26 protein-coding genes and 2 pseudogenes are annotated in these 24632 nt (G+C 37.2%); 8 read left to right on the top strand and 20 right to left on the bottom strand.

Annotated elements, in window-relative coordinates; all coding sequences use genetic code 11:
- The first annotated feature begins 20 nt into the window (after positions 1-20).
- The 3 genes from FS608_RS04515 to FS608_RS04525 all read left to right on the top strand — a co-directional run bounded on the left by FS608_RS04515 (position 21) and on the right by FS608_RS04525 (position 4609).
- On the top strand, positions 21-779 hold the full coding sequence (locus FS608_RS04515; protein WP_144548084.1) for a hypothetical protein: 759 nt from the start codon (positions 21-23) through the stop codon (positions 777-779).
- Positions 780-980: 201 nt separating this feature from the next.
- A complete protein-coding gene (locus FS608_RS04520) occupies positions 981-2708 on the top strand; it encodes an ABC transporter ATP-binding protein (RefSeq protein ID WP_144548085.1) in 1728 nt (575 codons plus the stop codon).
- Complete coding sequence (locus FS608_RS04525) at positions 2705-4609, top strand: ABC transporter ATP-binding protein (RefSeq protein WP_144548086.1); 1905 nt, start codon at positions 2705-2707, stop codon at positions 4607-4609. The genes FS608_RS04520 and FS608_RS04525 overlap by 4 nt, the downstream gene beginning before the upstream one ends.
- 205 nt (positions 4610-4814) lie before the next feature.
- Here FS608_RS04525 and xerS read toward each other — a convergent pair whose 3' ends face one another.
- The 3 genes from xerS to pdxS form a co-directional block, all read right to left on the bottom strand.
- Complete coding sequence (gene xerS, locus FS608_RS04530) at positions 4815-5903, bottom strand: tyrosine recombinase XerS (protein WP_144548087.1); 1089 nt, start codon at positions 5901-5903, stop codon at positions 4815-4817.
- Between the two features lie 149 nt (positions 5904-6052).
- Positions 6053-6643, bottom strand: coding sequence for a pyridoxal 5'-phosphate synthase glutaminase subunit PdxT (gene pdxT, locus FS608_RS04535; RefSeq protein ID WP_144548088.1), 591 nt, complete (start codon positions 6641-6643; stop codon positions 6053-6055).
- Position 6644: 1 nt separating this feature from the next.
- Entirely contained in the window at positions 6645-7529 is an 885-nt protein-coding gene (pdxS, locus tag FS608_RS04540) for a pyridoxal 5'-phosphate synthase lyase subunit PdxS (RefSeq protein ID WP_144548089.1), read from the bottom strand.
- A 105-nt stretch (positions 7530-7634) separates the two neighbouring features.
- Between pdxS and pdxR the strand changes: the two genes are divergently transcribed.
- On the top strand, positions 7635-9047 hold the full coding sequence (pdxR, locus tag FS608_RS04545) for a MocR-like pyridoxine biosynthesis transcription factor PdxR (protein WP_144548090.1): 1413 nt from the start codon (positions 7635-7637) through the stop codon (positions 9045-9047).
- A gap of 232 nt (positions 9048-9279) precedes the next feature.
- Entirely contained in the window at positions 9280-10722 is a 1443-nt protein-coding gene (locus tag FS608_RS04550; RefSeq protein ID WP_144548091.1) for a L,D-transpeptidase family protein, read from the top strand.
- 98 nt (positions 10723-10820) lie between these two features.
- On the opposite strand, the gene FS608_RS04555 is transcribed toward FS608_RS04550, so the two are convergent.
- From FS608_RS04555 to FS608_RS04590, 8 genes are all read right to left on the bottom strand, one after another.
- On the bottom strand, positions 10821-11597 hold the full coding sequence (locus tag FS608_RS04555) for a sulfite exporter TauE/SafE family protein (RefSeq protein ID WP_144548092.1): 777 nt from the start codon (positions 11595-11597) through the stop codon (positions 10821-10823).
- 70 nt (positions 11598-11667) lie between these two features.
- Positions 11668-12795, bottom strand: a complete 1128-nt coding sequence (locus tag FS608_RS04560) for an MBL fold metallo-hydrolase (RefSeq protein ID WP_144548093.1) — start codon at positions 12793-12795, stop codon at positions 11668-11670.
- 80 nt (positions 12796-12875) lie between these two features.
- Entirely contained in the window at positions 12876-13451 is a 576-nt protein-coding gene (locus tag FS608_RS04565; RefSeq protein ID WP_144548094.1) for a sulfurtransferase TusA family protein, read from the bottom strand.
- A gap of 49 nt (positions 13452-13500) precedes the next feature.
- On the bottom strand, positions 13501-13797 hold the full coding sequence (locus FS608_RS04570; RefSeq protein WP_144548095.1) for a rhodanese-like domain-containing protein: 297 nt from the start codon (positions 13795-13797) through the stop codon (positions 13501-13503).
- A 23-nt stretch (positions 13798-13820) separates the two neighbouring features.
- Positions 13821-14183 (bottom strand): rhodanese-like domain-containing protein, encoded by a 363-nt coding sequence (locus tag FS608_RS04575; RefSeq protein ID WP_144548096.1) that lies wholly within the window; start codon positions 14181-14183, stop codon positions 13821-13823.
- Positions 14184-14224: 41 nt separating this feature from the next.
- Positions 14225-14704, bottom strand: a complete 480-nt coding sequence (locus FS608_RS04580) for a DsrE/DsrF/DrsH-like family protein (protein ID WP_144548097.1) — start codon at positions 14702-14704, stop codon at positions 14225-14227.
- 54 nt (positions 14705-14758) lie between these two features.
- Complete coding sequence (locus tag FS608_RS04585; RefSeq protein WP_144548098.1) at positions 14759-14986, bottom strand: sulfurtransferase TusA family protein; 228 nt, start codon at positions 14984-14986, stop codon at positions 14759-14761.
- A gap of 68 nt (positions 14987-15054) precedes the next feature.
- Positions 15055-15318, bottom strand: a complete 264-nt coding sequence (locus FS608_RS04590) for a metal-sensitive transcriptional regulator (protein ID WP_144548099.1) — start codon at positions 15316-15318, stop codon at positions 15055-15057.
- Positions 15319-15721: 403 nt separating this feature from the next.
- Here FS608_RS04590 and FS608_RS30075 point away from each other — a divergent pair, with 403 nt between their 5' ends.
- Positions 15722-15898 (top strand): hypothetical protein, encoded by a 177-nt coding sequence (locus FS608_RS30075; RefSeq protein WP_186328604.1) that lies wholly within the window; start codon positions 15722-15724, stop codon positions 15896-15898.
- Positions 15899-16275: 377 nt separating this feature from the next.
- Here the strand turns inward: FS608_RS30075 and FS608_RS31890 are convergent.
- Positions 16276-16452: pseudogene (locus tag FS608_RS31890) on the bottom strand (rhodanese-like domain-containing protein); the annotation flags it as partial.
- A gap of 345 nt (positions 16453-16797) precedes the next feature.
- Between FS608_RS31890 and FS608_RS04605 the strand changes: the two are divergent.
- Entirely contained in the window at positions 16798-17109 is a 312-nt protein-coding gene (locus FS608_RS04605; protein WP_144548101.1) for a winged helix-turn-helix transcriptional regulator, read from the top strand.
- A 59-nt stretch (positions 17110-17168) separates the two neighbouring features.
- On the opposite strand, the gene FS608_RS04610 is transcribed toward FS608_RS04605, so the two are convergent.
- Positions 17169-17822 carry a carboxymuconolactone decarboxylase family protein gene (locus tag FS608_RS04610; RefSeq protein ID WP_144548102.1) on the bottom strand — a complete coding sequence of 218 codons (654 nt, stop codon included), beginning with the start codon at positions 17820-17822 and terminating at the stop codon, positions 17169-17171.
- 242 nt (positions 17823-18064) lie between these two features.
- Positions 18065-18238, bottom strand: coding sequence for a hypothetical protein (locus FS608_RS30080; protein ID WP_186328605.1), 174 nt, complete (start codon positions 18236-18238; stop codon positions 18065-18067).
- 470 nt (positions 18239-18708) lie between these two features.
- Between FS608_RS30080 and FS608_RS04620 the strand changes: the two genes are divergently transcribed.
- Positions 18709-20922, top strand: coding sequence for a glycoside hydrolase family 3 protein (locus FS608_RS04620; RefSeq protein ID WP_144548103.1), 2214 nt, complete (start codon positions 18709-18711; stop codon positions 20920-20922).
- Between the two features lie 273 nt (positions 20923-21195).
- Here the strand turns inward: FS608_RS04620 and FS608_RS04625 are convergent, their stop codons facing one another.
- From FS608_RS04625 to spxA, 6 genes and pseudogenes are all read right to left on the bottom strand, one after another.
- On the bottom strand, positions 21196-21615 hold the full coding sequence (locus FS608_RS04625; RefSeq protein ID WP_144548104.1) for a DoxX family protein: 420 nt from the start codon (positions 21613-21615) through the stop codon (positions 21196-21198).
- Positions 21616-21640: 25 nt separating this feature from the next.
- Entirely contained in the window at positions 21641-22255 is a 615-nt protein-coding gene (locus FS608_RS04630; protein ID WP_144548105.1) for an alpha/beta hydrolase, read from the bottom strand.
- The gene (locus FS608_RS04635; protein WP_144548106.1) at positions 22255-23199 is read right to left on the bottom strand and encodes a ring-cleaving dioxygenase; all 945 of its coding nucleotides are present in this window, start codon (positions 23197-23199) and stop codon (positions 22255-22257) included. Before FS608_RS04635 ends, FS608_RS04630 begins: the two co-directional genes overlap by 1 nt.
- A 55-nt stretch (positions 23200-23254) precedes the next feature.
- A pseudogene (locus FS608_RS31105) lies at positions 23255-23392 on the bottom strand (flavin reductase family protein); the annotation flags it as partial.
- A 234-nt stretch (positions 23393-23626) separates the two neighbouring features.
- Complete coding sequence (locus FS608_RS04645; protein WP_144548107.1) at positions 23627-24049, bottom strand: MarR family winged helix-turn-helix transcriptional regulator; 423 nt, start codon at positions 24047-24049, stop codon at positions 23627-23629.
- Positions 24050-24144: 95 nt separating this feature from the next.
- A complete protein-coding gene (gene spxA / locus FS608_RS04650; RefSeq protein ID WP_144548108.1) occupies positions 24145-24549 on the bottom strand; it encodes a transcriptional regulator SpxA in 405 nt (134 codons plus the stop codon).
- Positions 24550-24632: the final 83 nt, after the last annotated feature.

The raw sequence follows: 24632 nt of genomic DNA on the forward strand, positions 1-24632 counted from the left end.
GAGTTTGGGGGGGTTGATGGATGAAAAAAGAGATACTTTTGGTCATTGTTTCATTTTTTCTCATGTCACTTACTGCCATTACAGGGGTATATGCGATTGAAGAAACGACAAAAATAATCACTATTTCAAATGAAAGTGCAGATATTACCGGTGACGGAAAAGAGGAAGAAATCATTTTAAAAGGGGTTCCTTATCAGAATGAGGATGCATTTTTAGAGAAAATCTATATTGAAATTAGTGCTTCAAACGGAAAGAAATACACCCTTCCTCTAGAAAGTGGTGCTAAGGCGGCATTAGAACTTGTCGATTTAAACAATGATGGTGTGAAGGATCTATTTGTAAGTGTGTTGAAAGGGGGGAATGAGCGAACTGTTCAGAATTACTCCTATTCTATTCGGAACTTTGAACAGAAGGAACTTAATCTGCCAGAACCTCTTGAAATGGATAGCCATTTTCTTCATGGATATAAAGCAGAGATCAAACTCGCAAAAACAGGAAAGTCTTATCTGTTTGATTTAAAGGACCGTCAGAAGTATTATAAAAAACTTGGATTATATTATCATGGCAAGCTAAATGAGCCGACAGAGCTAACTGTCAATCCATTTAGCAGTCTCCAGCCCATACCTGTAGAGAATAATCAAGTAGGGTTACTAGGGGAACAGCGAATTACCGGGATTGCCAATGCTGACGTAATTGCCTCTGTTGAATCAACGTGGGTTTATGATCATGGTCAGTGGAAATTAGTTCGGACAGTTGTTCATAAAGAACGTAATAAATAGCTGTATTTTATTAACACAGGAGCTCCTGTGTTTTTATTTTTTCAAAAATTTGACGGGATTTTTCGGACGGGAATATACTTATCTTGCCAAATTATCAAGGGAGTTGGATAAAATAACTAATTTCATATAATTGTTCATATTTAGTTCATAAAAATAGGCTAAAGTTATTCTTAATCAATTAAAAAACGGAGTTGAAGGATATTGATTAAATTAACCAAATTTCTAAAACCATTTCAATTAGCGATTTATCTGGTTTTAGGCCTCGTCCTCTTACAATCATTATCAGAATTATATTTGCCAACGTTAATGTCCGATATCGTTGATAAAGGGGTAGTTAAAGGAGATACGGACTACATATGGAAAATTGGCGGTTTTATGCTGCTTGTGGCGGCAGGGGGGATGATTTGTTCGATTGCTGCTAGTTTCTACTCAGCAAAAGCAGCATCAGGCTTTGGAAAGTTATTACGAAGCAAAATTTTCTCGCACGTTGGAAACTTTTCACTGCATGAGTTTGATCAGCTAGGAACAGCCTCGCTGATTACTAGAACAACCAACGATATAACTCAGATCCAGCAAGTTTTAGTGATGATGCTGAGAATGATGGCGATGGCACCGATGATGTGTATTGGCGGGATCATCATGGCGTATTCAAAAGATGCGAAGCTTACCTTAGTTCTTGCTGTTGCTCTGCCTGTTCTCGTGCTTGCGATCGTGATCATTGCAAGAAAAGGGATACCACTATTTAAAGCGATGCAAATAAAGTTAGATAATCTCAATCGGGTTTTACGCGAAAACTTAACTGGCATTCGTGTTATTCGCTCCTTTAATCGTGTGGAGCATGAGAAGAAGCGTTTTGATGAAGCGAACTGGGATTTAACTGAAACAGCCATTAAGGTCAATAAAATTATGGCCGCGATGATGCCGATTATGATGGTGGTTCTTAACCTTTCCTCAGTCGCGATTGTCTGGTTTGGCGGACTTCGGATTAGCAATGGTCATATGCAGGTCGGAGATATGATGGCGTTTATCCAATATGCGATGCAAATTATGTTTTCATTCATTATGCTGTCGATGATGTTTGTCATGATCCCAAGGGCATCGGTTTCTGCTGTTCGAATCAATGAAGTTCTTGAGACGGTTGCAGATATTAAAGATCCGTCATCGTCAAAAGTAGATGAAGGAAAAAAAGGCTTTGTTGAGTTTCAAGACGTAACATTCAGTTATCCAGGAGCGGAAATGCCAGCGATTTCAAATATCTCTTTTTCGACAAAACCTGGTGAAGTAACAGCCATTATTGGCGGAACCGGTTCAGGAAAATCAACACTCATTAACTTGATTCCGCGTTTTTATGATGTCGATAGCGGTAAAGTCCTTGTCGATGGAATAGATGTCAGGGATATGGCACAAGAAAAACTTCGTGAAAAGATAGGGTTTGTCCCACAGCAATCCGTACTTTTCACCGGCACAATTGCAGATAACATTCGCTATGGAAAAGAAGATGCAACAGCAGAAGAGGTTGATCATGCTGCTGAAGTGGCCCAAGCGAAAGAATTTATTTCTAACATGCCAGAAGGCTTTGATGCGGTAATCTCCCAAGGGGGAACAAATGTTTCCGGCGGACAAAAACAGCGATTGTCGATCGCACGAGCCCTTGTACGAAAGCCGGAAATCTATATATTTGATGATAGTTTCTCCGCTTTGGATTTTAAAACTGACGCCAAGTTACGTGCTGCCCTTAAAAACGAAACAGGGAATTCAACGGTACTAATTGTAGCTCAGCGTGTAAGCACCATTATAGATGCAGATCAGATTATCGTTCTCGATAACGGTGAAATATCTGGAATTGGCAAACACAAGGAATTAATGGAATCATGTGCGGTTTATCGCGAGATTGTCATGTCACAGTTATCAGAGGAGGAAATCGCATGAGTAAGGATTCCAATCAAAACCACACCCAAGAGACGGGAGCTAGAAAACCGGGCCCTGGACCAGGCGGCGGATTTGGTCCGATGGGAATGGGCATGCCTGTCCAAAAAGCAAAGAACTTTAAAGGGACCCTAAATAGACTTATAAGCTATTTGAAGCCATATAAATTACAGCTTTTAGCCGTTTTAATTACAGCCATTATCAGTACCATTTTTGCGATTGTCAGCCCTAAAATATTGGGGAAGGCGACAACTAAGTTATTTGAAGGCTTGATGATGAAGTTTAGAGGAATTCCTGGAGCTAAAATCGATTTTGATTATATCGGTCAAATTATTATTTTACTCATTGGCCTATATATTCTAAGTGCAATTTTTGCCTATATTCAACAATATATTATGGCAGGTGTCGCGCAAAAGACGGTTTACCATCTTCGTAAAGAGGTAGAGGAGAAACTGAACCGGCTTCCGCTAAAATACTTTGATTCACGTACCCATGGTGAAATTCTCAGCCGTGCGGTTAATGATGTCGATAATATTAGTACGACCTTACAGCAAAGCTTAACACAGCTGATTACCTCCGTTGTTACCATTATCGGTGTAATTATCATGATGCTGTCGATTAGTCCATTAATGACGCTGATCGTTATTTTGACACTGCCGCTTAGCGGTGTAGCAATTGCAAAGATCGCAAAAAAGTCGCAGCAGTATTTTAAAGGGCAGCAAAAGTCATTAGGCCAGTTAAATGGTCATGTTGAAGAAATGTATACCGGTCATAAAGTCGTCAAAGTTTTTGGCCACGAACAGAAATCAATTGAAACCTTCGAGGGAATCAATGAAACTCTCTACCAATCTGCATGGAGGGCACAATTTGTATCCGGGCTAATCATGCCGTTGATGGGGTTTATCAATAATATCGGCTATGTTCTCGTATCAGTCGTTGGTGGAATCTTGGTAACGAAAAAAGCGATTGAAATAGGTGATATTCAGGCCTTTATCCAGTATGCACGTCAATTTTCCCAACCGATTGCTCAAACCGCATCAATCGCAAACGTCATTCAATCAACGATTGCCAGCGCCGAACGTGTCTTTGAAATTTTAGATGAAGGGGAAGAGGTGCCAGAAGCAGTTGCTCCGCAGGTGATCACTAGTCCAAGAGGAGAAGTAACCTTTGACCATGTTAGTTTCGGTTATGAAGAAAATGAACTTTTAATCAAAGATATGGAAATTGAAGTGAAACCTGGTCAAACAGTAGCAATTGTCGGCCCAACAGGAGCGGGTAAAACCACACTAATTAATTTGCTGATGCGTTTCTATGAAATTAATTCTGGCAGCATATTAATTGATGGAGTAGATACGAGAGAGTTAAAAAGGGAGCACCTAAGGAGTTTGTTTGGAATGGTGCTGCAGGATACATGGTTATTTAATAGTACGATTTTTGATAATATTGCTTACGGAAAAGAGGGAGCAAGCAAAGAAGAAGTGATGGCAGCGGCTCGTGCAGCCAACGCTGATCACTTTATTCGAACGCTGCCAGATGGGTATGATACGATTTTGAATGAAGAAGCGTCCAATATTTCTCAGGGGCAAAAGCAGCTGTTAACGATAGCTAGGGCGATTCTAGCTAATCCGGCGATCCTTATTCTGGACGAAGCGACCAGCAGTGTTGATACGCGAACAGAGGTTCAAATTCAAAAAGCGATGAACCACTTGATGAAAGGGAGGACCAGCTTTGTAATTGCCCACAGATTGTCGACGATTCGAGACGCTGATTTAATCCTAGTTATGAATAACGGAAGTGTCATTGAAAAAGGAACACACATGGAATTACTAGACCAAGGCGGTTTTTATGCAGACCTGTATAATAGTCAGTTTACAGGGAGTAATTCAATAAAAAATGTAGGTTGAAGGGATTGCGTTTAGGGAGCTTAGAAGCTTTCTGAACGCTTTTTTTATTTTAAAACAAGTGTTAAATCATAAAAAAATTCATTCTGTCTCACTATCTTAAGTATACTTAGGAAATGAGATATTTTGCATTTTTGTTACCATAATAATATTATGTAAACTGATAAAAATTTCAAACAAAGACTGCCACGAAAATGACAGTCTTTGTTTATTCTATTTGTTCTTTCGGCATATCCATTTTATCCACAGCAATTTTTAAGTCATCATTCTTAATATGTGTGTAAATCATCGTTGTTTGGATCGATGAATGGCCTAATTGCCGTCTTAATTTCGGTACATCATTGATTTCAGCATGGTATCTAGTCGCGAATGAATGACGCAGCTTATGTACGGATAATGATGGTTTCCCAAATGCCGTAGCATATTTTTCAATTAGATTTTCAACGGCTCTAACTTTTAATCTTCGTGATTTTACTTTAGGACCCGTTGGTCCACTAACAAATAATGCCTTTTCATTTTTATCAACATTGTATTTGGCAGTTCTGACTGCTAAATATTCTTGGAGGTCAGCCATTGCTACTTGACTAAAATAAACGAATTGTTCTTTATTTCCTTTGCGGATTACTTTCACACAATACTTACTATAATCAATATCGTCTAATTCAATTCCAACTAATTCCGAAAGACGCAGCCCGGATCCTAAGATTAACGAGACAATGGCCGTATCACGTTCCTTATTTAATTGATAAAAGTTATAGAGTCTTTTGTTATCTTTATATATATCACCATAATCATTCGCAACAAATAAGCGGAATTTTTCATATTCATCGCCGAGAAGGATTTTACCTTCCATTTTAGTTGCCTTGGTTTCCATGCTGTCTTTTACTTCATTAAATTCAATTTTAGCCATGACATTACGGTTCATATAAGGCTTTAAGTCTGATGTTTCAGCAATGTTTTGTAAGTAATTAAACAGTGATTTTAACGCTGATAATTTCCTGTTAACAGTGAGTTCTTTATTATTTAATTGATAATGCAAATAGTTTAAAAAACCTTCAACCTCTAAGACCGTCAATTGCTCTAAACGTTCTATAGGAATATCTTTGATGGTGCCTGACACCAATTGCTCGCTGATCATCCAGTTAAAGAAGATTTTATAATCATGACAATAATTAAATAAGGAAGCCGTTGAAAGCTTACGTAATTTATGATTAATATATTCGTCAACATACCAAGGAAGTTCTTTAAGCAGCGTTTGTAATTTTTGAAATTGCTGCTGCTTTATCTGATTTACCATAAAATCACCCCACTTCTATATTTTACTAAATTAACTTAACTGCGTCAAATTTATATTTTACGCAGTTTATATATTTTAGAATTTCCAATCACTATATCCCAAAAAAACGCCGACTGGTCTTTAAAACCAATCGACGTCCCCTGCTGCCCCTAATGAGCTAAAACATTTGTAATCTCTCGCACCATTTCAATAAAATACTTCATAATTCTAATATCCTCTGTTAATTCCGGATGAAAGGAACATCCTAAGAATTGGCCATCCCGCGCTAAAACAATACGTTCTTCATGTTTTGCTAGAATTTCAACATTCTCACCTGCAGCCACGATATGCGGTGCTCGGATGAAAACAGCGGGAATATCCTCTCCTACTCCTCTGATGGACATCTCGACTTCAAAACTATCAACTTGGCGACCAAATGAATTCCGTTCGACCACGATGTCCATCACGCCCAGATGTGGCGTATCATAGCCAACGATTTCTTTCGCCAGTAAAATCAGGCCTGCACATGTTCCAAACATCGGAACTCCCTCAGCAGCTAAAGCACGAATGGGTTCAAGCAACTCGTATCGGTCCAGTAGTTTCCGCATTGTTGTACTTTCACCGCCAGGCAGTACAAGACCATTCAATTCTTTTAGATCTTCAGCCGATTTTACTGAAATGGCCATACAGCCAAGCTCTTCAATTTGTCTTATATGCTCTCTGACTGCACCTTGTAATGCAAGTACCCCAATTTTCAGCATATTACCAACCACGTTCCTGCATACGGTCTTTTACATCTAGCGAGGAAATTTCAATACCTTTCATCGGTGTCCCCAGCTCTTTTGAAATTTCGGCAATTAGTTTATAATCTCGGTAGTTTGTTGTTGCTTCTACAATGGCACGTGCGAATTTTTCTGGATTATCGGATTTGAAAATACCTGATCCGACAAATACACCATCAGCTCCAAGTTCCATCATTAAAGCGGCATCAGCAGGTGTCGCCACCCCGCCGGCAGCAAAATTGACAACAGGCAGCCTTCCCAATTTTTTAATTTCTAGCAATAATTCAAATGGTGCTCCTAAATTTTTTGCTTCCGTCATTAATTCGTCCGTATTCATACCGACAACGCGTCTTACTTGGGCATTCACTTTGCGAATATGACGAACCGCTTCGACAATATTTCCGGTACCAGGTTCCCCTTTTGTCCGTAACATAGATGCTCCTTCGCCAATGCGACGTGCAGCTTCCCCTAAATCGCGGCACCCGCAAACAAAAGGAACGGTATAGTCGCTTTTTAATAAATGGTATTCCTCATCCGCAGGCGTTAATACTTCACTTTCATCTATGTAATCTACCCCCATTGCTTCTAATACACGTGCTTCGACAATGTGGCCAATACGTGCTTTTGCCATTACTGGAATGGTTACAGCGTTCATTACTTCTTCCATAATCCGAGGATCTGCCATCCGGGCTACCCCACCAGCTGCCCGGATATCAGATGGTACCCGCTCCAACGCCATAACAGCAACCGCACCTGCAGCCTCAGCTATTTTTGCCTGCTCGGCATTAATGACATCCATAATAACGCCGCCTTTTTGCATTTCAGCCATTCCACGTTTTACTCTTTCAGTTCCTACTAGTTTCATAAAAAAACCTCCATTCGTTTGATAATTACTAGTATAATAGATATTGACTACATGAAAAGGTTCAGTTTTATGAAATATAACGTGGTCAGTTGGAGGGAATTGCGAATGGATATGCTAATGTTTAAGTTGGATAATGGAACAGAAAGACCATTGTATGAACAGCTTTATAATGGGATCAAAGATGCCATTATCCAAAAACAAATTGAAGTGGGAACCAAATTGCCATCGAAGAAAAAGTTAGCAGGATTTTTAAATATCAGCCAAACTACCATTGAAATTGCCTATGCCCAGCTCATGGCAGAAGGCTATGTGGCATCCAAACCCCGCATCGGTTTTTTCGTGGAAGAGATCGACGAATTACCCTATATTGAAAAAGAACTCCTAAACATGCCTGTAGGAAAGGTCGAGAAGGAAATAGTTCAATTTGACTTCCATCCCGGAAAAATTGATGCAGACTCCTTCCCTTTTTCACTTTGGCGAAAATATGCAAAAAATATATATGATAGCAGTTCAAAAGAGTTGTTGGAAATTGGAGACCCGCAAGGCGAATTCGCATTAAGAGTGGAAATTGCCAAATATCTTTATCAATCGAGGGGGATTGTCTGCAGCCCCGAACAGATTGTCATTGGTTCGGGAACGGAACAACTGCTCCCAATGATTCTAAGGTTACTTGGAGATGATTTAAAATTTGCACTTGAAAATCCTGGCTATTCGGCTATACCTAAAATACAAATGCAAAATAGAGCCATCCCTATTCCGGTGGATGAAAATGGTTTAATCGTGGATGAACTGGAAAAAACAAAGGCCAATATTGTTTACATTACCCCTTCCCACCAGTTCCCTACGGGCGCAGTCCTATCCGCAACAAGAAGAACACAACTATTAAACTGGGCAGCAAAGGATAAAAGCCGCTACATCATTGAAGACGATTATGATAGCGAGTTTCGTTATATCGGAAAACCTATTCCTGCCTTACAAGGGTTAGACCAAAACGGAAAAGTTATTTATTTGAGCACGTTTACCAAATCATTAATGCCTTCTTTACGCGTTGCTTATTTTGTCTTACCTTCAACCTTACTGCAAAAATATAAAGAGACATTCAGTTTTTACTCATCAACCGTACCGAGATTCGATCAGCATATTTTAGCTGCCTTTATGAGAGATGGCTATTTTTCCAAACACTTAAACAGGATGCGGAAAATTTATCGCAAAAAACATGAAAAATTAACCCAGATATTAGAAACGAATTATCCGGATGTCACGATCACAGGAGACCTGGCTGGAATGCACATCTTAATTTCCGTCCCCCTGTCAAAAGGGGAAGATCAGTTAAAACAAATAGCCGCTAAGGCCCATATTGCCATCTATCCTGTAAGCGATTATCTGTTAAGTCCTATTGACTATCAATATCCAACTTTTTTATTAGGCTTCGGCGGCATTCCTTTGGAGCAAATTGAAAAAGGCATACACCAATTAATGGAATGTTGGAACCACGAGATTCCGGGGGGACGGTACTAATGGCTTTTTATGCCACTAGAACCATCCCCCTCTTTTTTTACTAAATAGTCATAGAAAAATATAAATAAATTTAAGCATACACAAAAACCGACAATGTTCGACGATGACATTTGTTAGAATAGCTGTATAAATTTACATTTTGTAATCAAACTGTAATCTATGACATAAATACATAATTTAAGAAAATGAAATATTAATAACTTGCATATCATCAGGTTTAGGAGGAATCTTTATGGAAAGCACAGCAGTGACTAAAGAAAGGTTAAAAAAACGTGGAAATTCAGTAAAGCGGTTCGCTAACTGGAGGTTTATTACTGGAAGTCTCCTCTTCTTTATCATCCTCTTGATTGCAGCAGTCTGGTACTATCAAGCAAACCATTTTAATTCACAAATCAAGATTAATGGGATAAAAGTCGGTGGATTGACCGCTGAAAAGGCACTAAAGAAATTAAAAACAACTACATTGAAAAATGCCGTTTATGTCGGAGATCAACAAGTTTTCGATGGCAAAGATACTCTGATGGGTTTTTTGGAAAAAGATCTGTCTCAAGTCAAAAAAATATTAAAGGGTCAGTATACGTTTTTTCCTTCTTCAAAAGCTAATAGTTATTCCTTAATGCCCGGTAAACAGGATTATTTTCGAAGCCAGACGTTAAAAAAGCAGGTGGAAGAAAAACTGTTAGCCATGAATCACAGTTTAAAAGTGCCAAAAGATGCGGTGGTTCGTTTGGAACAAGGCAAAATTATAGTCACTAACAGCGTTAGCGGAGAGCAATATGATGTCCCCAGTCTTTTAATGGACTACGACAAACACGGATATAATAGTGAAATCCATCTCGATCCAGTATACATACAGCCCATTAAAGAAGACAGTGAGTTTGTAAAAAATCAACAAAAAAAGCTGGAAGAATTCCTTGTTCAGACCGTCAATTATAAGGTACAAGATAAGGTTTTTACTTTAAAAGCGGGAGAATTAATTAAAGATGCATCTATTTCAAAAGATTTGCAGATTAAGATTAAGGATGAGGGTAAAATTAAGACAAAGATTGCTGAAATAAACAATTCTCAATCCACACTAAACAAGGATTTCTCATTCAAGACCCATTCAGGTTCGGTCAGAACTGTTAAAGCTAAAGGTTATGGCTGGGCCATAAATGTTGATAAAGAAATACCCCGTATTATGAAAGCGTTTGAAAGTGGGAAGAAATCGGTTTCCGCCTCTAATATTTACGGAAATGGCTGGAAAGGTGAAGGCTACGGATATGACACTGTCAAGAACAATGGAATTGGAAATACGTATGCGGAAGTCTCCATAGCAGATCAGCGAATTTGGATTTACAAAAATGGGAAGTTAGTCGTCACAACGAATGTGGTTACAGGTAATCAAAGTACCCAACATGATACAACACCAGGAGTGTGGTATATCCTATATAAGCAAACACCTGCTGTCCTAACGGGCAGAGAAAACGGAAAAATTACGTATCAGACACCGGTTCAATATTGGGTCCCTTTTACGAATGACGGACAGGGACTCCACGATGCCAACTGGAGGTCAAATTGGGGTGGTAATATCTATAAAAGCAATGGATCGCATGGCTGTGTCAACACTCCGCCTAGCGTCATGAAATCGGTGTATGACAATCTCAGCACCTATGACCCCGTTGTCGTTTATTGAAGCATTGGTAGACTGTTAGGGCAGCCCTTGCACTTGAAATCCTATATTTAAAGGAGAAGGAGAAACATTCAACGTGTTTCTCCTCTATTCTTTTTAAATTAAATAATTTCCAACCATGTTTTGACTGCCGTAGCAAAAATTAGAATCCCCATAATGATTTGCAATACTTTGGTATTCACTTTTTTCCCAATATTGGCTCCTATTGGAGAAACGATTAAACTAGCCACAACCATAATAATCGAGGGTAGAATTTCCACTTGCCCTGTTGAAATTTTTCCGGTAACCGCTCCGATAGATGAAATAAGTGTAATAGCTAAGGATGAGGCAATTGTCATTCTTGTAGGTATCTTTAACACCGTAAGCATAATTGGCACCAATAGGAATGCACCTCCAGCACCAACGATACCCGCTCCAATCCCGACTATGAAAGCAAATAGCGCGGCTAGCCACTTGTTAAATTTGACTTGTTCCAAAGGGATATCATCTATTCCTCTTTTCGGAACAAATATCATAATAACAGCAATCAAGGCTAAAATACCATAAACCATATTTATTCCACTTTCCGGCATATGAGTGGAGCCAATTCCTCCAATAATGCTTCCAATCAAAATACTGATTCCCATGTAGGCAATCAGTGTTTTATTTAAGAATCCACCTTTACGGTAAACCATAACACCACCAATTGTCGAAAAGAAAACTTGGATAGCAGTAATCCCTGAAACTTCATGTGCCGTAAAATGACCTACCCCTAGTATTACTGGAATGTACAATAACATTGGAAAATTGATGATCGCACCACCAATACCTAACATCCCTGAAATAAAAGAGCCAACAAATCCAATTAGGAAGATCGTTATGATAAAGCTAATATCCATGGTGTCCTCCTTTTAAAAAAAAGGGAACCTATACTGGTTCCCTATATTTTTTACTTTTTCTATCCAAGATTTATCGAACTGCACAGCGGTTAGGTCCAATTTCCATTTCTCGTTGTTGATCAATGTCTGGATTGATTTTTCCCATATTGGTTTGACGAATTTCTTGATACGCATTTGGCTGTGGTGGTAAGTTTTCAGTTACCATTTTTCTGAATTCACTTTCGTCGTTGATATTTAGACCATGATTTTTCTCGAAAAGTGTTCCCAAATTTTCAGCCACACTGCCATCCTCATTTAACTCATCAATAATCATAAAATGTGCTGGAAGAACGATAAACTTTTCAGACAATTCTCTGTAACGTTTATAAAGAGTTTCTCTTAAATCTCCAACCCAGTCTTCTGCCATACCTGCAAGGTCCGGTCTTCCGATAGAATAAATGAATAAAATATCGCCTGATAGCAAGAACTTTTCATCAACTACAAAGGAAGTGGAACCAATCGTGTGACCTGGAGAATACAATGCATGGATATTAATAACAGTATCCCCGATTGTTACGTTATTGCCATCTTCTAATGGTTGGTAATCAAAGATTACTTCTGTTGCATCTTTAGGCGGAAGCCAATAAGTTGCACCCGTTTTTACAGCGATTGTACGTCCACCAGATATATGGTCCGCATGAAGGTGCGTATCAAATACGTTTGTAATTTTTGCACCAATGTTCGCGGCAAAATCAAGATAGATATCGGCCATACGTGTTGCATCGATCAGTGCTGCCTCACCATTTGAAACCACCATGTAAGATAAACATCCTTTACCGATTCGAACAAATTGAAAAATTTCACCGCCATCATTTAGGTCCCCCACTTTAACCGGTTCTAAATGCTCACTCCACGCTTTCATTCCGCCTTTAAGGTAAGCGACGGTTAATCCAGCTTCAGAAAGCATTTCAGCTACCATAACGGAAGAACCCTCTTTTGCACAAACCACAAGAACCTGTTTATCAGGTGGGATTTTTCCAATGATTTCTTCTACACCATCAAGCAATTCAAAATAGGGAACATTTAAATAATCAAAGTTTTCTCCTTCGATTTTCCAATCGTTAAAATCACTTTCATTTCGAACATCTAGAATAAATAATTCCTCTTTATTAAATACTTTTTTTGTTACTTCTTTTGAAGTCATTTCATTTACAGCCATTCTTTAATTACCCCCTATGGTATTAAAAATGTTAAAAAAATATGCTGATTAAAAAGTTAAGGTAACAGTATATTTCCACTTTATTTATGGATTCCTGTTGTTTTTCCAGTCCACCCGCTCATACCTGGTACAACATTAATGACGTTAGCAAACCCATTAAACGATAATTTTTGTGCAGCTAGATCGCTTCGGTTTCCTGTACGACAAACCACGATAATTTCATCTTGTTTATTTAATTCATTTATTCTCTTTTCCAATTCACCTAATGGAATGGAGAGTGCGTTCGGAATATGGTTAAAAGCATATTCTGCAGCCTCTCTAACATCGATAATGACGATATTCTCATTTGCTACAAGTTTTTTCTCAAGATCTTCATTATTGATAACATATAAATGTTTCTTTTCAGTGACATCGACGTTAGAAGATTTGCGAAGATAATGTTTCAATACGTCGCCTTCTTCGATCGTTCCTAAATATTGATGACCAGCACTTTCAGCCCATGCTTTCATGTCTGCTTTGGATCCTTTGTCTGTTGCTTGAACTTCTAACACTTGTCCTGCCTCAAGGGCATTCATTGCTTTTTTTGTTTTAACAATCGGCATCGGACATGCTAATCCTTTGGCATCTAATATCACGTTTGATTTCAAGTTTTCCAATTTATATTCCTCCTTAATACCTAAAAGGGTATTGTTTTTCTTTAAAAATTTATTCCACTTTACCTTCCCAAGCAAGCATTCCTCCATCTATGTTGATCACATTAAATCCATATCTTTCAAGAAATTGCGTGGCACGTCCACTTCTGCCTCCTGAACGGCAAACCATGAAATACTCTTTTGATTTATCTAATTCATGCATGCGAAACTCAACTAATCCTAATGGAATATTTACGGCTCCTGGGATTTTGCCAGCTGCAACTTCATCCACTTCACGTACATCTATGATATTTAATTTCTTTCCTTCGTTTAATAATGTTTCAACTTCTTTTGCTGTTGTTCTTTTCATTTTATAGTCCTCCTTCTAGTTGTTTAAAACCAATCGCTCATGCCGCCCTTGACATTTGTTACTTTTGAAAATCCCAATTTTTTAAGAATCTTACTAGCCTGCCCACTTCTCATTCCACTTTGACAAATAACAAAAACTTCCTTATCCTTTGAAAGTTCTTTTTCTGCTTTTTGAGCAATTACTTGAAGTGGGATATTTTTAAAACCTCTAATATGGTTTCCTCTAAACTCTCCAGGTGTGCGAACATCAACAAATTGTTTAGTCTTGTCATTCAATTCTGCTTTCAATTCTATTGTCGAAATATTGTTAACACCTTTAGTTGGCAAAAAGCGTTTAATCATAAAGAAAAGAATTGCAGTGATCAAAAGATAATTTACATATTCCATCTGCTAACCTCCTCGAATGTAGGGGGAACTCCCCTATTGTATTAAATAAACAGATTGACATTACCTTCCTCTGCATCTCCTAAATACGCAGCAACTCCTGCATATTCAATTGATTCTAATAACTCCTCCTGTTTAAGACCTAACAAATCCATTGTCATTGTACATGCTACTAGTTTTACATCCTGTTCCTGCGCCATTTCGATTAATTGAGGCAGTGGCATAGCGTTATGTTTTTTCATAATATCCTTAATCATTTTTGGACCGAAACCGGCAAAATTCATTTTGGAAAGCCCCATTTTATCTGCGCCTCTAGGCATCATTTTTCCAAACATTTTCTCCATAAATCCTTTTTTAACTGGGACATTTTCATTTTTACGAAGGGCATTTAATCCCCAAAACGTATGAAAAATTGTTACTTCATGATCATAAGCAGCTGCACCATTGGCAATGATATAGGCTGCCATTGCTTTATCGTAATCTCCACTAAATAATACGATCGTTGTTTTTTTCTTTTCTGTTATGCTATAACCTCCTGATGTTTTATACCCAACAGGGTATTATACTAGTCAAAAAAATTATCCTTTTTTAATCCAAAACTTTAATATATTATTTTCTTCTTCATGTTTCAACAATTCATGACCACCTGATTTAGCCCAGGCTGCAAGGTCATTCTTAGCACCTTTATCCGTTGTATGAATTTCTAAAACTTGACCTGATTCAAGTTCATTCATCGCTTTCTTTGTTTTAACAATTGGCATTGGGCAAGCTAAACCTTTTGCATCTACTACTTTTGTAATATTCATTGTTTTATCCTCCATAATTACCCCTACGGGTATATATTAGTGAAAATAAAAGAGGGTGTCAACCCTTTTTATCGACTTTTTACTAGCAATTTAACAGCTTCTTGGACTAATTCTTCCATACTTTTTTCACCTTGTTCATTTGCTTTTTGAACGCAATCCACTAAATTGGAACTAACAATAACTCCAATAGTACGGTCGATTGCACTTCTAGTTGCAGATAACTGGGTGATAACCTCTTTACAGTCCTTATTCTCTTCCATCATTTTTAAAATTCCTCGTAGCTGTCCTTCAATCCGTTTTACTCTATTTTTCATTTGATCATTGTATTCCATTGTTTTTGCCTCCTTTAGCAATTACCTTTATTTTATCCAAATCAAGGCCCTTCAAATTGATACAATGAACACCAATCACCGGGAAATATCTTTTATATAAAATAAAGGTTAAAATGATACCTGTTATTATTAAAAAATCATGTAAACCTTCTTCAATGAGACAATTGTCATTGACAAGCTCTATAATATACCCCTGCAGGTATAATGTCAATGAATTAATTTAAAAAATTACTTTTTGAAGAAAAAGACAGTATTAAAATGGCGGTCAAAGAAGGATATGAACATAAAAAACAACTCATATTATTATCTTCCTTCCGTTGAATTAATATTGATTAATAACAAATATACACTTATAATTCACAGTATATATATAGGAATTAAAGGTATTAAGGAGGAGTTAGTTATGAAATTATTCAAGCGACCGTTTATTGATACATGTCCGACCTGTAATAAGGTTTTAGATACAAATAAATCTGATTTTTTAAAAGCAATTGTCGTAAAAACTTGTCCAGATAATCACTATCGAAAAGAATTTCATCCATCTTTAGAAACCTACATCGAAAGTTACAAGGTATCTTAAAACATCATGACTGAAGAAGAGTGGGGCAGTGACGTTTTAAAATCTCCCACATTGCAATCAATCTTATTCAATGCTGCTATAACTCCCAGTTCCCAATCCAAGTAATAAGACTAGGGTAAAAGCACTTGTTAGTACACAAAGATTGTGTAGCTACTATGGAAAGAGAAACAGGTATGGATTGCATGATTAATAATTAAAATAACTAAACATTCTAAGTGCCTTAAGGTGCTTAGAATGTTAATTCTATTATAAAAAGACATGCTTCCTATAAATTGGAGAATGCCCTTTATGGATAAATTATTCAAATCAAAAAATAAATGATAACTATCATTCGAACTTTCCCTTTATTTCTTTGTTACTTTCTTCTTCTGTTCTGCTCAGGTCATTTGATTCAATTTCAACGATATGATTCCGTATACAGTGGAATAGGTTTTCCAGCCGCCATCAACATTTTTAACCTTGAACTCGTTATTACTTAAAATACGGCTAGCTAAATATCCTCTTAATCCAACTTGACAGCTGACATAAATTGTATGTTCCTTTGGAAGTTCTGCAATTCGATTCTTTCTGTATTTAATCCTGTTAGATTCACTTTAACAGAAAAGACATAGTTTCATCTTTTACTCTCATCGCTAACCCTCCACAATATATCTGTAAGAAGTTATTTTCACAATGAGTTTATTTATTCTAAAAAATTCTTTTTTCCTGGTAAAACTTTCTATTACACAGAAATCTAATTAGCTATCAAATTATATGTGTATAATTCGTGAACAAATAAGAACAAATTCTAACCATTTGGTAATTTTGTTCCAGTAAATCCTTTAATTTAACAACTGATTTTGTTATTATTAACATATAGTTATTAAAAATAACCAAGGTACTATTAGGGGTGTTGATAGATGGTTACAGAAAATAAATTATGTAATAAAGTTGAAGAGTGCTACCATATTATGGGGAAGAAATGGATTGGCCTCATTATTCATACATTAATGGAGGAACCAAAAAGATTCAGTGAAATTCATGCCTTCATTCCCGACTTAAGTAAAAGAGTTTTAAATGAACGGATGAAAGAGCTCGAGGAAAATGGAATTGTGCTAAGAAATGTCATTGCAGACCGTCCGGTACGGACTGAGTATTCGTTAACCAAAAAAGGGACAGAACTTGGACGATCGCTCAAAGCTTTAGAAGAATGGGCAGATAAATGGTTGTAAATTAAAAAAACCTCTCTAATTAATGGAGAGGTTTTTCACTGTATTTTAATAACTTTTCGTTAATCACCATAGCTTTGAATCAAATTAGCAAGATGCACATATGCTCCTCCTGCAATTATAGCTGAAGTAACCATTATTGCTTCTGCAAGCTCTTCATTTGTAGATTCAAGCTTTATTGCATTTTTCGTATGCACATCAATACAATATGGACATTGAGTAGCATGAGCAACCCCCACAGCAATGATCTCTTTAAACTTCCCACTCAATTTTCCGTCCTTCAACGCTGTTCTACTAAACGCGGAGTAGTTTCTAAATCCTTCAGGTGCAAATTTATTTAATTTTACAAGTTTTTTAAGATTAGAGCGTCGATAAAGGGAGTCATCTGCTTCTGGGTCCATCGCATTATGTAAATGTGTACTATGTGTTACAACTCCACCAGCTTCTACGCCTGCTACGACAAAGACTGCTTCCACTAACTCTTCTAGTGAAGCTCCTTCTGCTTTTGCACGACGTGTATGTGTATCAATACAATAAGGGCATTCCGTTACATGGGCGATTGCAACGGCTATAATTTCTTTTTCTTTTTTACTAAGTGTTCCTTCTTTCATTACCGCGGTATTAAATTCCGAGAAAGCTTGCAACTGTTCTGGTGCTAATTCTTTAAGTTTACTAAGATTTTTTATAATTCCTTTCTCATATAAATTGTTGGTCATTGTAGACATCCTTTCTATCTAATAAAAATAAGGAACATAATACGAGCGGGTTCCGTTTCCTATTGCAAAACGTAAATTTACAACGAAAAAAGTAGAGTGAAATGTATATTAAATAGGCATCACAATCTGCGGTGGTTTTGCTTGCAAAATAGAAGTCTGTTACATTTTATGTTTTTTTATTACACTATCACTTATTTCCAATAAAAAGCGAAGAGGCAATCTCTTCGTTCTTTTTACGCCCATTACCGAGAAGTAAAACCTGCGTCTACATGAATTGTTGTGCCTGTCACATAAGAGGATGCGTCAGACGCTGAAATGTTAATAATAGAGCCACCATTTCCTTGTTTTTGCACTTCTTCAGATTTTGAAATATCTACTTTAATGGCTACTTTTCCTTCTAAAACTGGGAAAGTCATATGAATGCCACCTTAAATCTACGATATATATTTTAAACTTTACAATATGAAGCAAAAACATCTTCAACCATCAGTATGTGTTGAAGCGTTCGATACCATTCAAATTGAATAAATATATCTTGGATATCAGTCACCAAGATATATAGTATTTCCGTCAAAAAAACACTCATGGTAGACATTTCCTGATTTGGTTTGCTACTTTAACATTGAGTTAAATTCTCGTTTACTTGGCTAAATATAAGCTTGATTTCATATGTACGTAAAGAGTCAATAGAAAAAAAACTAAGAATATTATTGAATTGCTTATCAATGTAGGACTATTCGATTATTTAATCAAAATATAAAATAAACACAATAAAACCTAAAAAAACCCTATATTCGATGGAATATTTGTAATTATACAATAATTATATGAAAGCGCTATCCTATGCGTTTTTTACACAATTTTATTAAAAAGGGGGAAGAAAAAAATGGCTTCAATATCTTCAAAAATCAGAAAAAGGTCTTCAAAACTAAGAAAAACAGTATTAACAAGTGCTATTGCTTTATCTTTGTTAGCTCCAGTCATGGTGCCACAGGCTAACGCAAACGGAAATGAAGATTTAGGGTATGTAGATCCATCTACAACTATTAATCCTGGCAACTCAGGATCAAACACAAAGACTTATCGTGTACAAGCTGATCCTGTTAATGCGCAACCGGAAATTGAAGCAGCAAAGAAAGGTGTAATTAAAATTGATGGCAAGCAGTTTAGGGATTTGGATGGGGACAGAGGCTTAGATACATACGAGGACTGGAGACTACCTGTTGATCAGCGGGTGGCCGATTTAGTGTCCAAGATGACACTTGATGAAAAAGCTGGATTGATGCTGATTAACACACACACTCCAATCGCGAATCCAGCAGATGGAAGATATGTAAAGGCTGATGATTCGATGATTGTCGGGAAAAACATGCGCTACGTTATCTTCCGTCAAACACCGACTGTAGATGTAATCGCAAAATATACAAATCAACTACAAGAACTAGGTGAAGCCTCCAGATTAGGGATCCCGGTTGTTGTTACATCGAACCCACGGAACCATGCCTCCACAGATTACACGAATATTGCTGCGAGTGAAGGACAACATTCTTTTTGGCCGGGACCATTAGGTTTTGCGGCTGCAGGTGACACAGAAGCTGTAAAGAAATTCTCTGAAATCGCTGCTAAGGAATGGAGAGCAGCCGGAATTCGTAAGGTCTATGGATATACGGCGGATATCGCAACAGACCCATTATGGGCAAGAATTGAAGATACATTCGGTGAGGATCCAAAAGTTGCCTCAGATATGATTTATAACGTTATCAAAGGATTTCAAGGTGATAAGCTTGGTAAAGACAGTGTTGCCATAACCGTAAAGCATTTCCCTGGTGGCGGAGCACGTGATAATGGTTTAGATCCTCACTTTGTGGAAGGTAAATTCAACCCATATCCTACTGAAGGAAGTCTGCTTAAGTATCACATTCCTCCTTTCAAGTCAGCTATCGCTGCAGATGTATCTTCTATCATGCCTTATTACGCCTATCCAAGTAATGATAGTGCCGATCAAGGATTACCATGGTACAATAAGGACCAGCAATTTGAAGAAGTTGGCTTTGCATTAAATAAAGCAATATTAACAGATTTCTTACGTGGACAGCTTGGTTTCAAAGGATATGTTAACTCCGATACAGGTGCTGTTGGAAATAATGCTTGGGGCGCCGAAGCTTTATCACCGGTAGAAAAAATGGCGAAAGCCATAAAAGCAGGAACAGATATTATATCTGGATCATCTGATCCTACTCTTATAACCACTGCCGTTGAACAAGGCATTCTTACAGAGGATGAAATTAACAAATCCGTTACCCTATTGCTAACAGAAATGATGAATTTAGGCCTGTTTGAAGACCCATATGTAGATCCACAAAATGCCCTTGATGTGGTAGATAATCCAGAAGTACAGCAACTAGCAGATGAAGCACATCATAAGTCAATTGTTCTTTTACGCAATGATAAAAATCTATTGCCTTTAAAAGATGCAAAGCTTAAAGACGTAAAACTTTACGTCGAAATGTTCCCTGGTGGAACTGATGGAGCGAGCACCAAGGGGCTAATCGAGACGATTAAAAAGCACGATCCTTCTATTACCATTACGAATAATCTTGAAGAGGCTACACACGCTTATGTTTATGTTAAGCCAGTTCAGTCAAACTGGGATAATAATCCTAGAATCACTGTAGGTCCTGAAACAGGAATCACAAATGTTGATAGAATTATCGATATTCAAAAAATGGTTCCGACTATCACTGCTGTAAACATGACCAATCCATGGGTACTTGACGAAATTGAACCAAATGCAGCAGCATTAATCGGCACATTTGGAACAAAGGCTGAGGCTATTGTTGATGTTATTCGGGGAGAATTTAATCCGATTGGAAAACTTCCATTCGCGCTTCCTGCTAGTATGGCAGCAGTAGACAACGAAGTCGGAGATGTTCCTAGTTTCGCACCAGAAGAAGATCCTGCCTATGCTTATGTGAATAAATCTGGTTACACATATAAGTATGGTTTTGGTCTCTCCTACAATCAAGGTAAAGCGATAGGAAAACCTGATCATGGCGGAGAAACAGGAAAACCTGATCATGCCGAAAAATCATCAAAATAATAAAAAAGGCTATATAACAAAAATACAATAACACACGGACAAGTCAAATATATGAGTGCAGGTACAGGTGTGTATCAAATAGTTTAATCAAAAAAGTCTGATGAAATAACCCATCAGACTTTTTTTCATTTAATACTCGGGTTAATCATTGAATTGGATAGACCGTTTTATGATCAGCAAGGATTAAAAAGAGTTTTTCTTTGGGTCTAAAGTCTATTTCTTCATCCGAAGAATAATACCAAGTCTCAAACCAGATATTTCTAGCCTCCAAAATTAAATTGCTTTTGAGTTCATTGAATCCCTGTGAAATTTTGCATTACTTAATGAGAGTAGCTTGCTTCCATTAATGACAAGATATACCGCAATAGCTAAGAATGCTAAGTCTAATTCATAACCAGCCATTTGACCATTTCCTAATAAACCAATTGCTAGTTTTACTTTTAATGTTGCCCCAATCATTAATAATGCAAACAATGCTGCTACTAGTCTTGTAGCCAATCCAACGATTAATAGGATTCCTCCGATAATCTCGAGTAAAGCAACTCCATATGCTGTCACTCCTGGTAAGCCAAGGCTTTCAAACCAGCCAGCCGTGTTCTCAATTCCACCTTGAAACTTTACAACTCCATGAATAAAAAATATTGCTCCTAATGTAACGCGTAAAATAAGTGCTCCAATTTCATTTTTTAACATTTTCGTATTTCCCCTTAAATTAATATTATTTAGTATTAAAATGCTTTTGATACCAAGTTGCAGCGGCCTCTACTTCATCTCTGGTTAATTGATGACCTCTATTCTCCCACTGAAGTTCTACCTTGGCATTTGCCTTTTCTAGTAAAGACTGAAGCTCGGTAGATTCCATTGGGGAACAAATGGGGTCATTTGTCCCAGCTGCAATAAATACTGATTTCCCTGTTAAATCTGGAAGATTCATTCCTTTTCGCGGCACCATAGGATGATGAAGAATCGCACCCTTTAATGCATGTTTATAGTGAAATAATAAACTCGCAGCAATATTTGCTCCATTTGAATAGCCGATTGCAAGAATATTATCGCGGTCAAACTCATACTTTTCGGCGGCTTCATCTAGAAACTCGTTTAATTCCTTTGTTCGAAAAATCAGATCTTCCTCATCAAAGACACCTTCAGCTAATCTGCGAAAAAAACGAGGCATACCATTTTCTAATACATTCCCACGAACGCTTAATACATTTGCCTCATCATCAATCATTCCTGCAAGTGGTAACAAGTCTAATTCATTGCCGCCTGTTCCATGCAGCATTAAAAAAGTTGGCTTTGATGGATTTTTTCCTTTATTGAATATATGTTTCATTATTGATCTCCCTCCAGAACTTTAACCACTACAGGTGGTAAGCTCTCTTCTAATTCATCTCTTTTTGACTCTAGCCAAGATGGTAGCATAAGTTTTTTACCAAGTTCTGCGACCGGTTCATCCACAGAAAAGCCTGGTGGGTCGGTCGCTATTTCGAAGAGGATGCCCCCTTCTTCATGAAAATACACTGCTTCAAAATAATTTCTATCTCGAATTTTTGTTGGATAGTATCCTTTGTCTTGAAGAAGTGTTCTCCATCTGATTAAATCCTCTTTATCCTTAGCTCTCCAAGCAATATGGTGAACAGTGCCTGCCCCCATTAAACCGCGGACAGATGGATTCAGCTGAATATCAATAGTGTTTCCAAGATGTCCTTCTGTCTTAAATCTTAGATAATCACCTTCTTGGCCGATACATTCTAATCCCAACACATTTTCTAATACATCAGTCGTTTTATGCGGTTGAGCAGTGTAAAGAATTGCACCTCCAAACCCTTTAATGGCTTTTTCTGCTTGAACACCTCCAAAGCTCCAAGGATTTATAGGACCTTCATCCCTTTCCACAAGTTCTAGCAGCAAGCCATCTGGGTCGTGAAATTTAAGATACTTTTCACCAAAGCGAATAGATAATGCAGTTTCAATGTTGAATTTCTTCAATCGATTCTCCCAAAATGGAAGACTACCCTTTGGGATGATGTAACTCGTTACACCTACTTGCCCTTTTCCAATTCGGCCTTTAAGCTGTTTTTCCCAAGGAAAGAAGGTAATGACCGTTCCCGGCTCGCCCATTTCATTTCCAAAATAGAGGTGATACACCTCCGGACGATCGAAGTTGATTGTCTTTTTAATGAGCCTTAATCCAAGCACTCCAGCATAAAAGTCGATATTTCTTTGAGCATCATTGACCATCGCCGTGATATGATGGATACCTGCTGTCTTCTGCATTTATTTCTCTCCCTTTCATGTGATTAAATAACACACCAAAGTGGCCACATAGAGATTAATTAGGTCGTTCGATTTCAAAAATATCACCGATTTTGGCGTAATTATTCCCAGCCAATCGACTAACTGCTGCTAACCCCCTAGGATCAATTCATCCTTTTTCAAAAATTTCACTTTCAATATGAAACTGAACTACCCATTGTTTTCTTACTCATTTTGTAAATACTCCTTTTATATTTTTAATCTCTATTAATTGTCTAAATTATTAATATATTTAAATTATGAATATCTAATTCGAGATATTTTAGAATAAAAAAGCATCCAATACATTTATCCATGTCCTATTAAAGCAGGACCAAACCAATAATTAGCTTTTATTTTCCTTCTATTTATTTATCTCGATTTCGAGATTTTAATCAAAAAATAATAATTACACTCTGTTATTAACTTTTTTTAAAAGATTTGCCATTAAGTCGTGTTCATCATCAGTTAAATCTCCAAAAGTGGAATCAATCATGTCTTGATACTTCGGCATGATGTTTTCCATCATTGCCATACCTTCAGCCGTTAAGGTTATATGAATAACCCGCCTGTCTTCTCTACAGTCATTTCTTTTTATGATACCTTTTTGTTCAAGTTTATCGATAACATAAGTCATCGAACCGCTGGAGATCAAGATTCTATTTCCAATTTGTTGAATAGTTTGTTTTCCTTGGTGGAAAAGCACCTCTAAAACAGAAAACTCGGTAATACTAAGATTTTTTTTAGACATTTCATCTCTTATTCGTTCCTGAATGGCTTTTGAGGTTTGCATTAGCAGCAAAAAAGCCTGATTTGTACATTCCCTTTCCATAATTTAGACCTCCTGTTTTAATACCCTTAATTAATATATCTTTAATTGAAGATATTATCAAACAGGTTAACTAATTATCTAATATCTTTTTTCTTCTATTTAGCTTCTTCAAAAAAGCTATAATCTTTAGCAAGTTGGAATACACGCATTTTACGCGGCAAAAAGCTCCGTATCTCTTCTTCATTAAAGCCTACTTGTAATCTTTTTTCATCAAGGATTAAAGGTTTTCTTATTAGCCCAGGATTCTCTTTAATAAGTGTATACAATTCACGAAGTGAAATAGTATCGATATTTACATTTAACTTTTGGAATATTTTTGACTTTGTAGAGATAATTTCATCGGTGCCATCTTCTGTAAAACGAAGGATATCCTTTATCTCATCAACTGAGAGCTTTTCAGAAAGAATGTTTCTTTCTTTGTAAGGAATATGATGTTCATCAAACCAAGCCTTTGCTCTTCGGCATGATGTACAACTTGGTGATAGATATAAAGTTACCATTATGTTTACTCCCCCCTATTATGTTTTGGGTCAGTTCGCATTCTTTCAATTCGCTTTCCTCTTATATCTTAGATCAACGTATC

This window comes from Bacillus sp. X1(2014) (genome assembly GCF_007678255.1).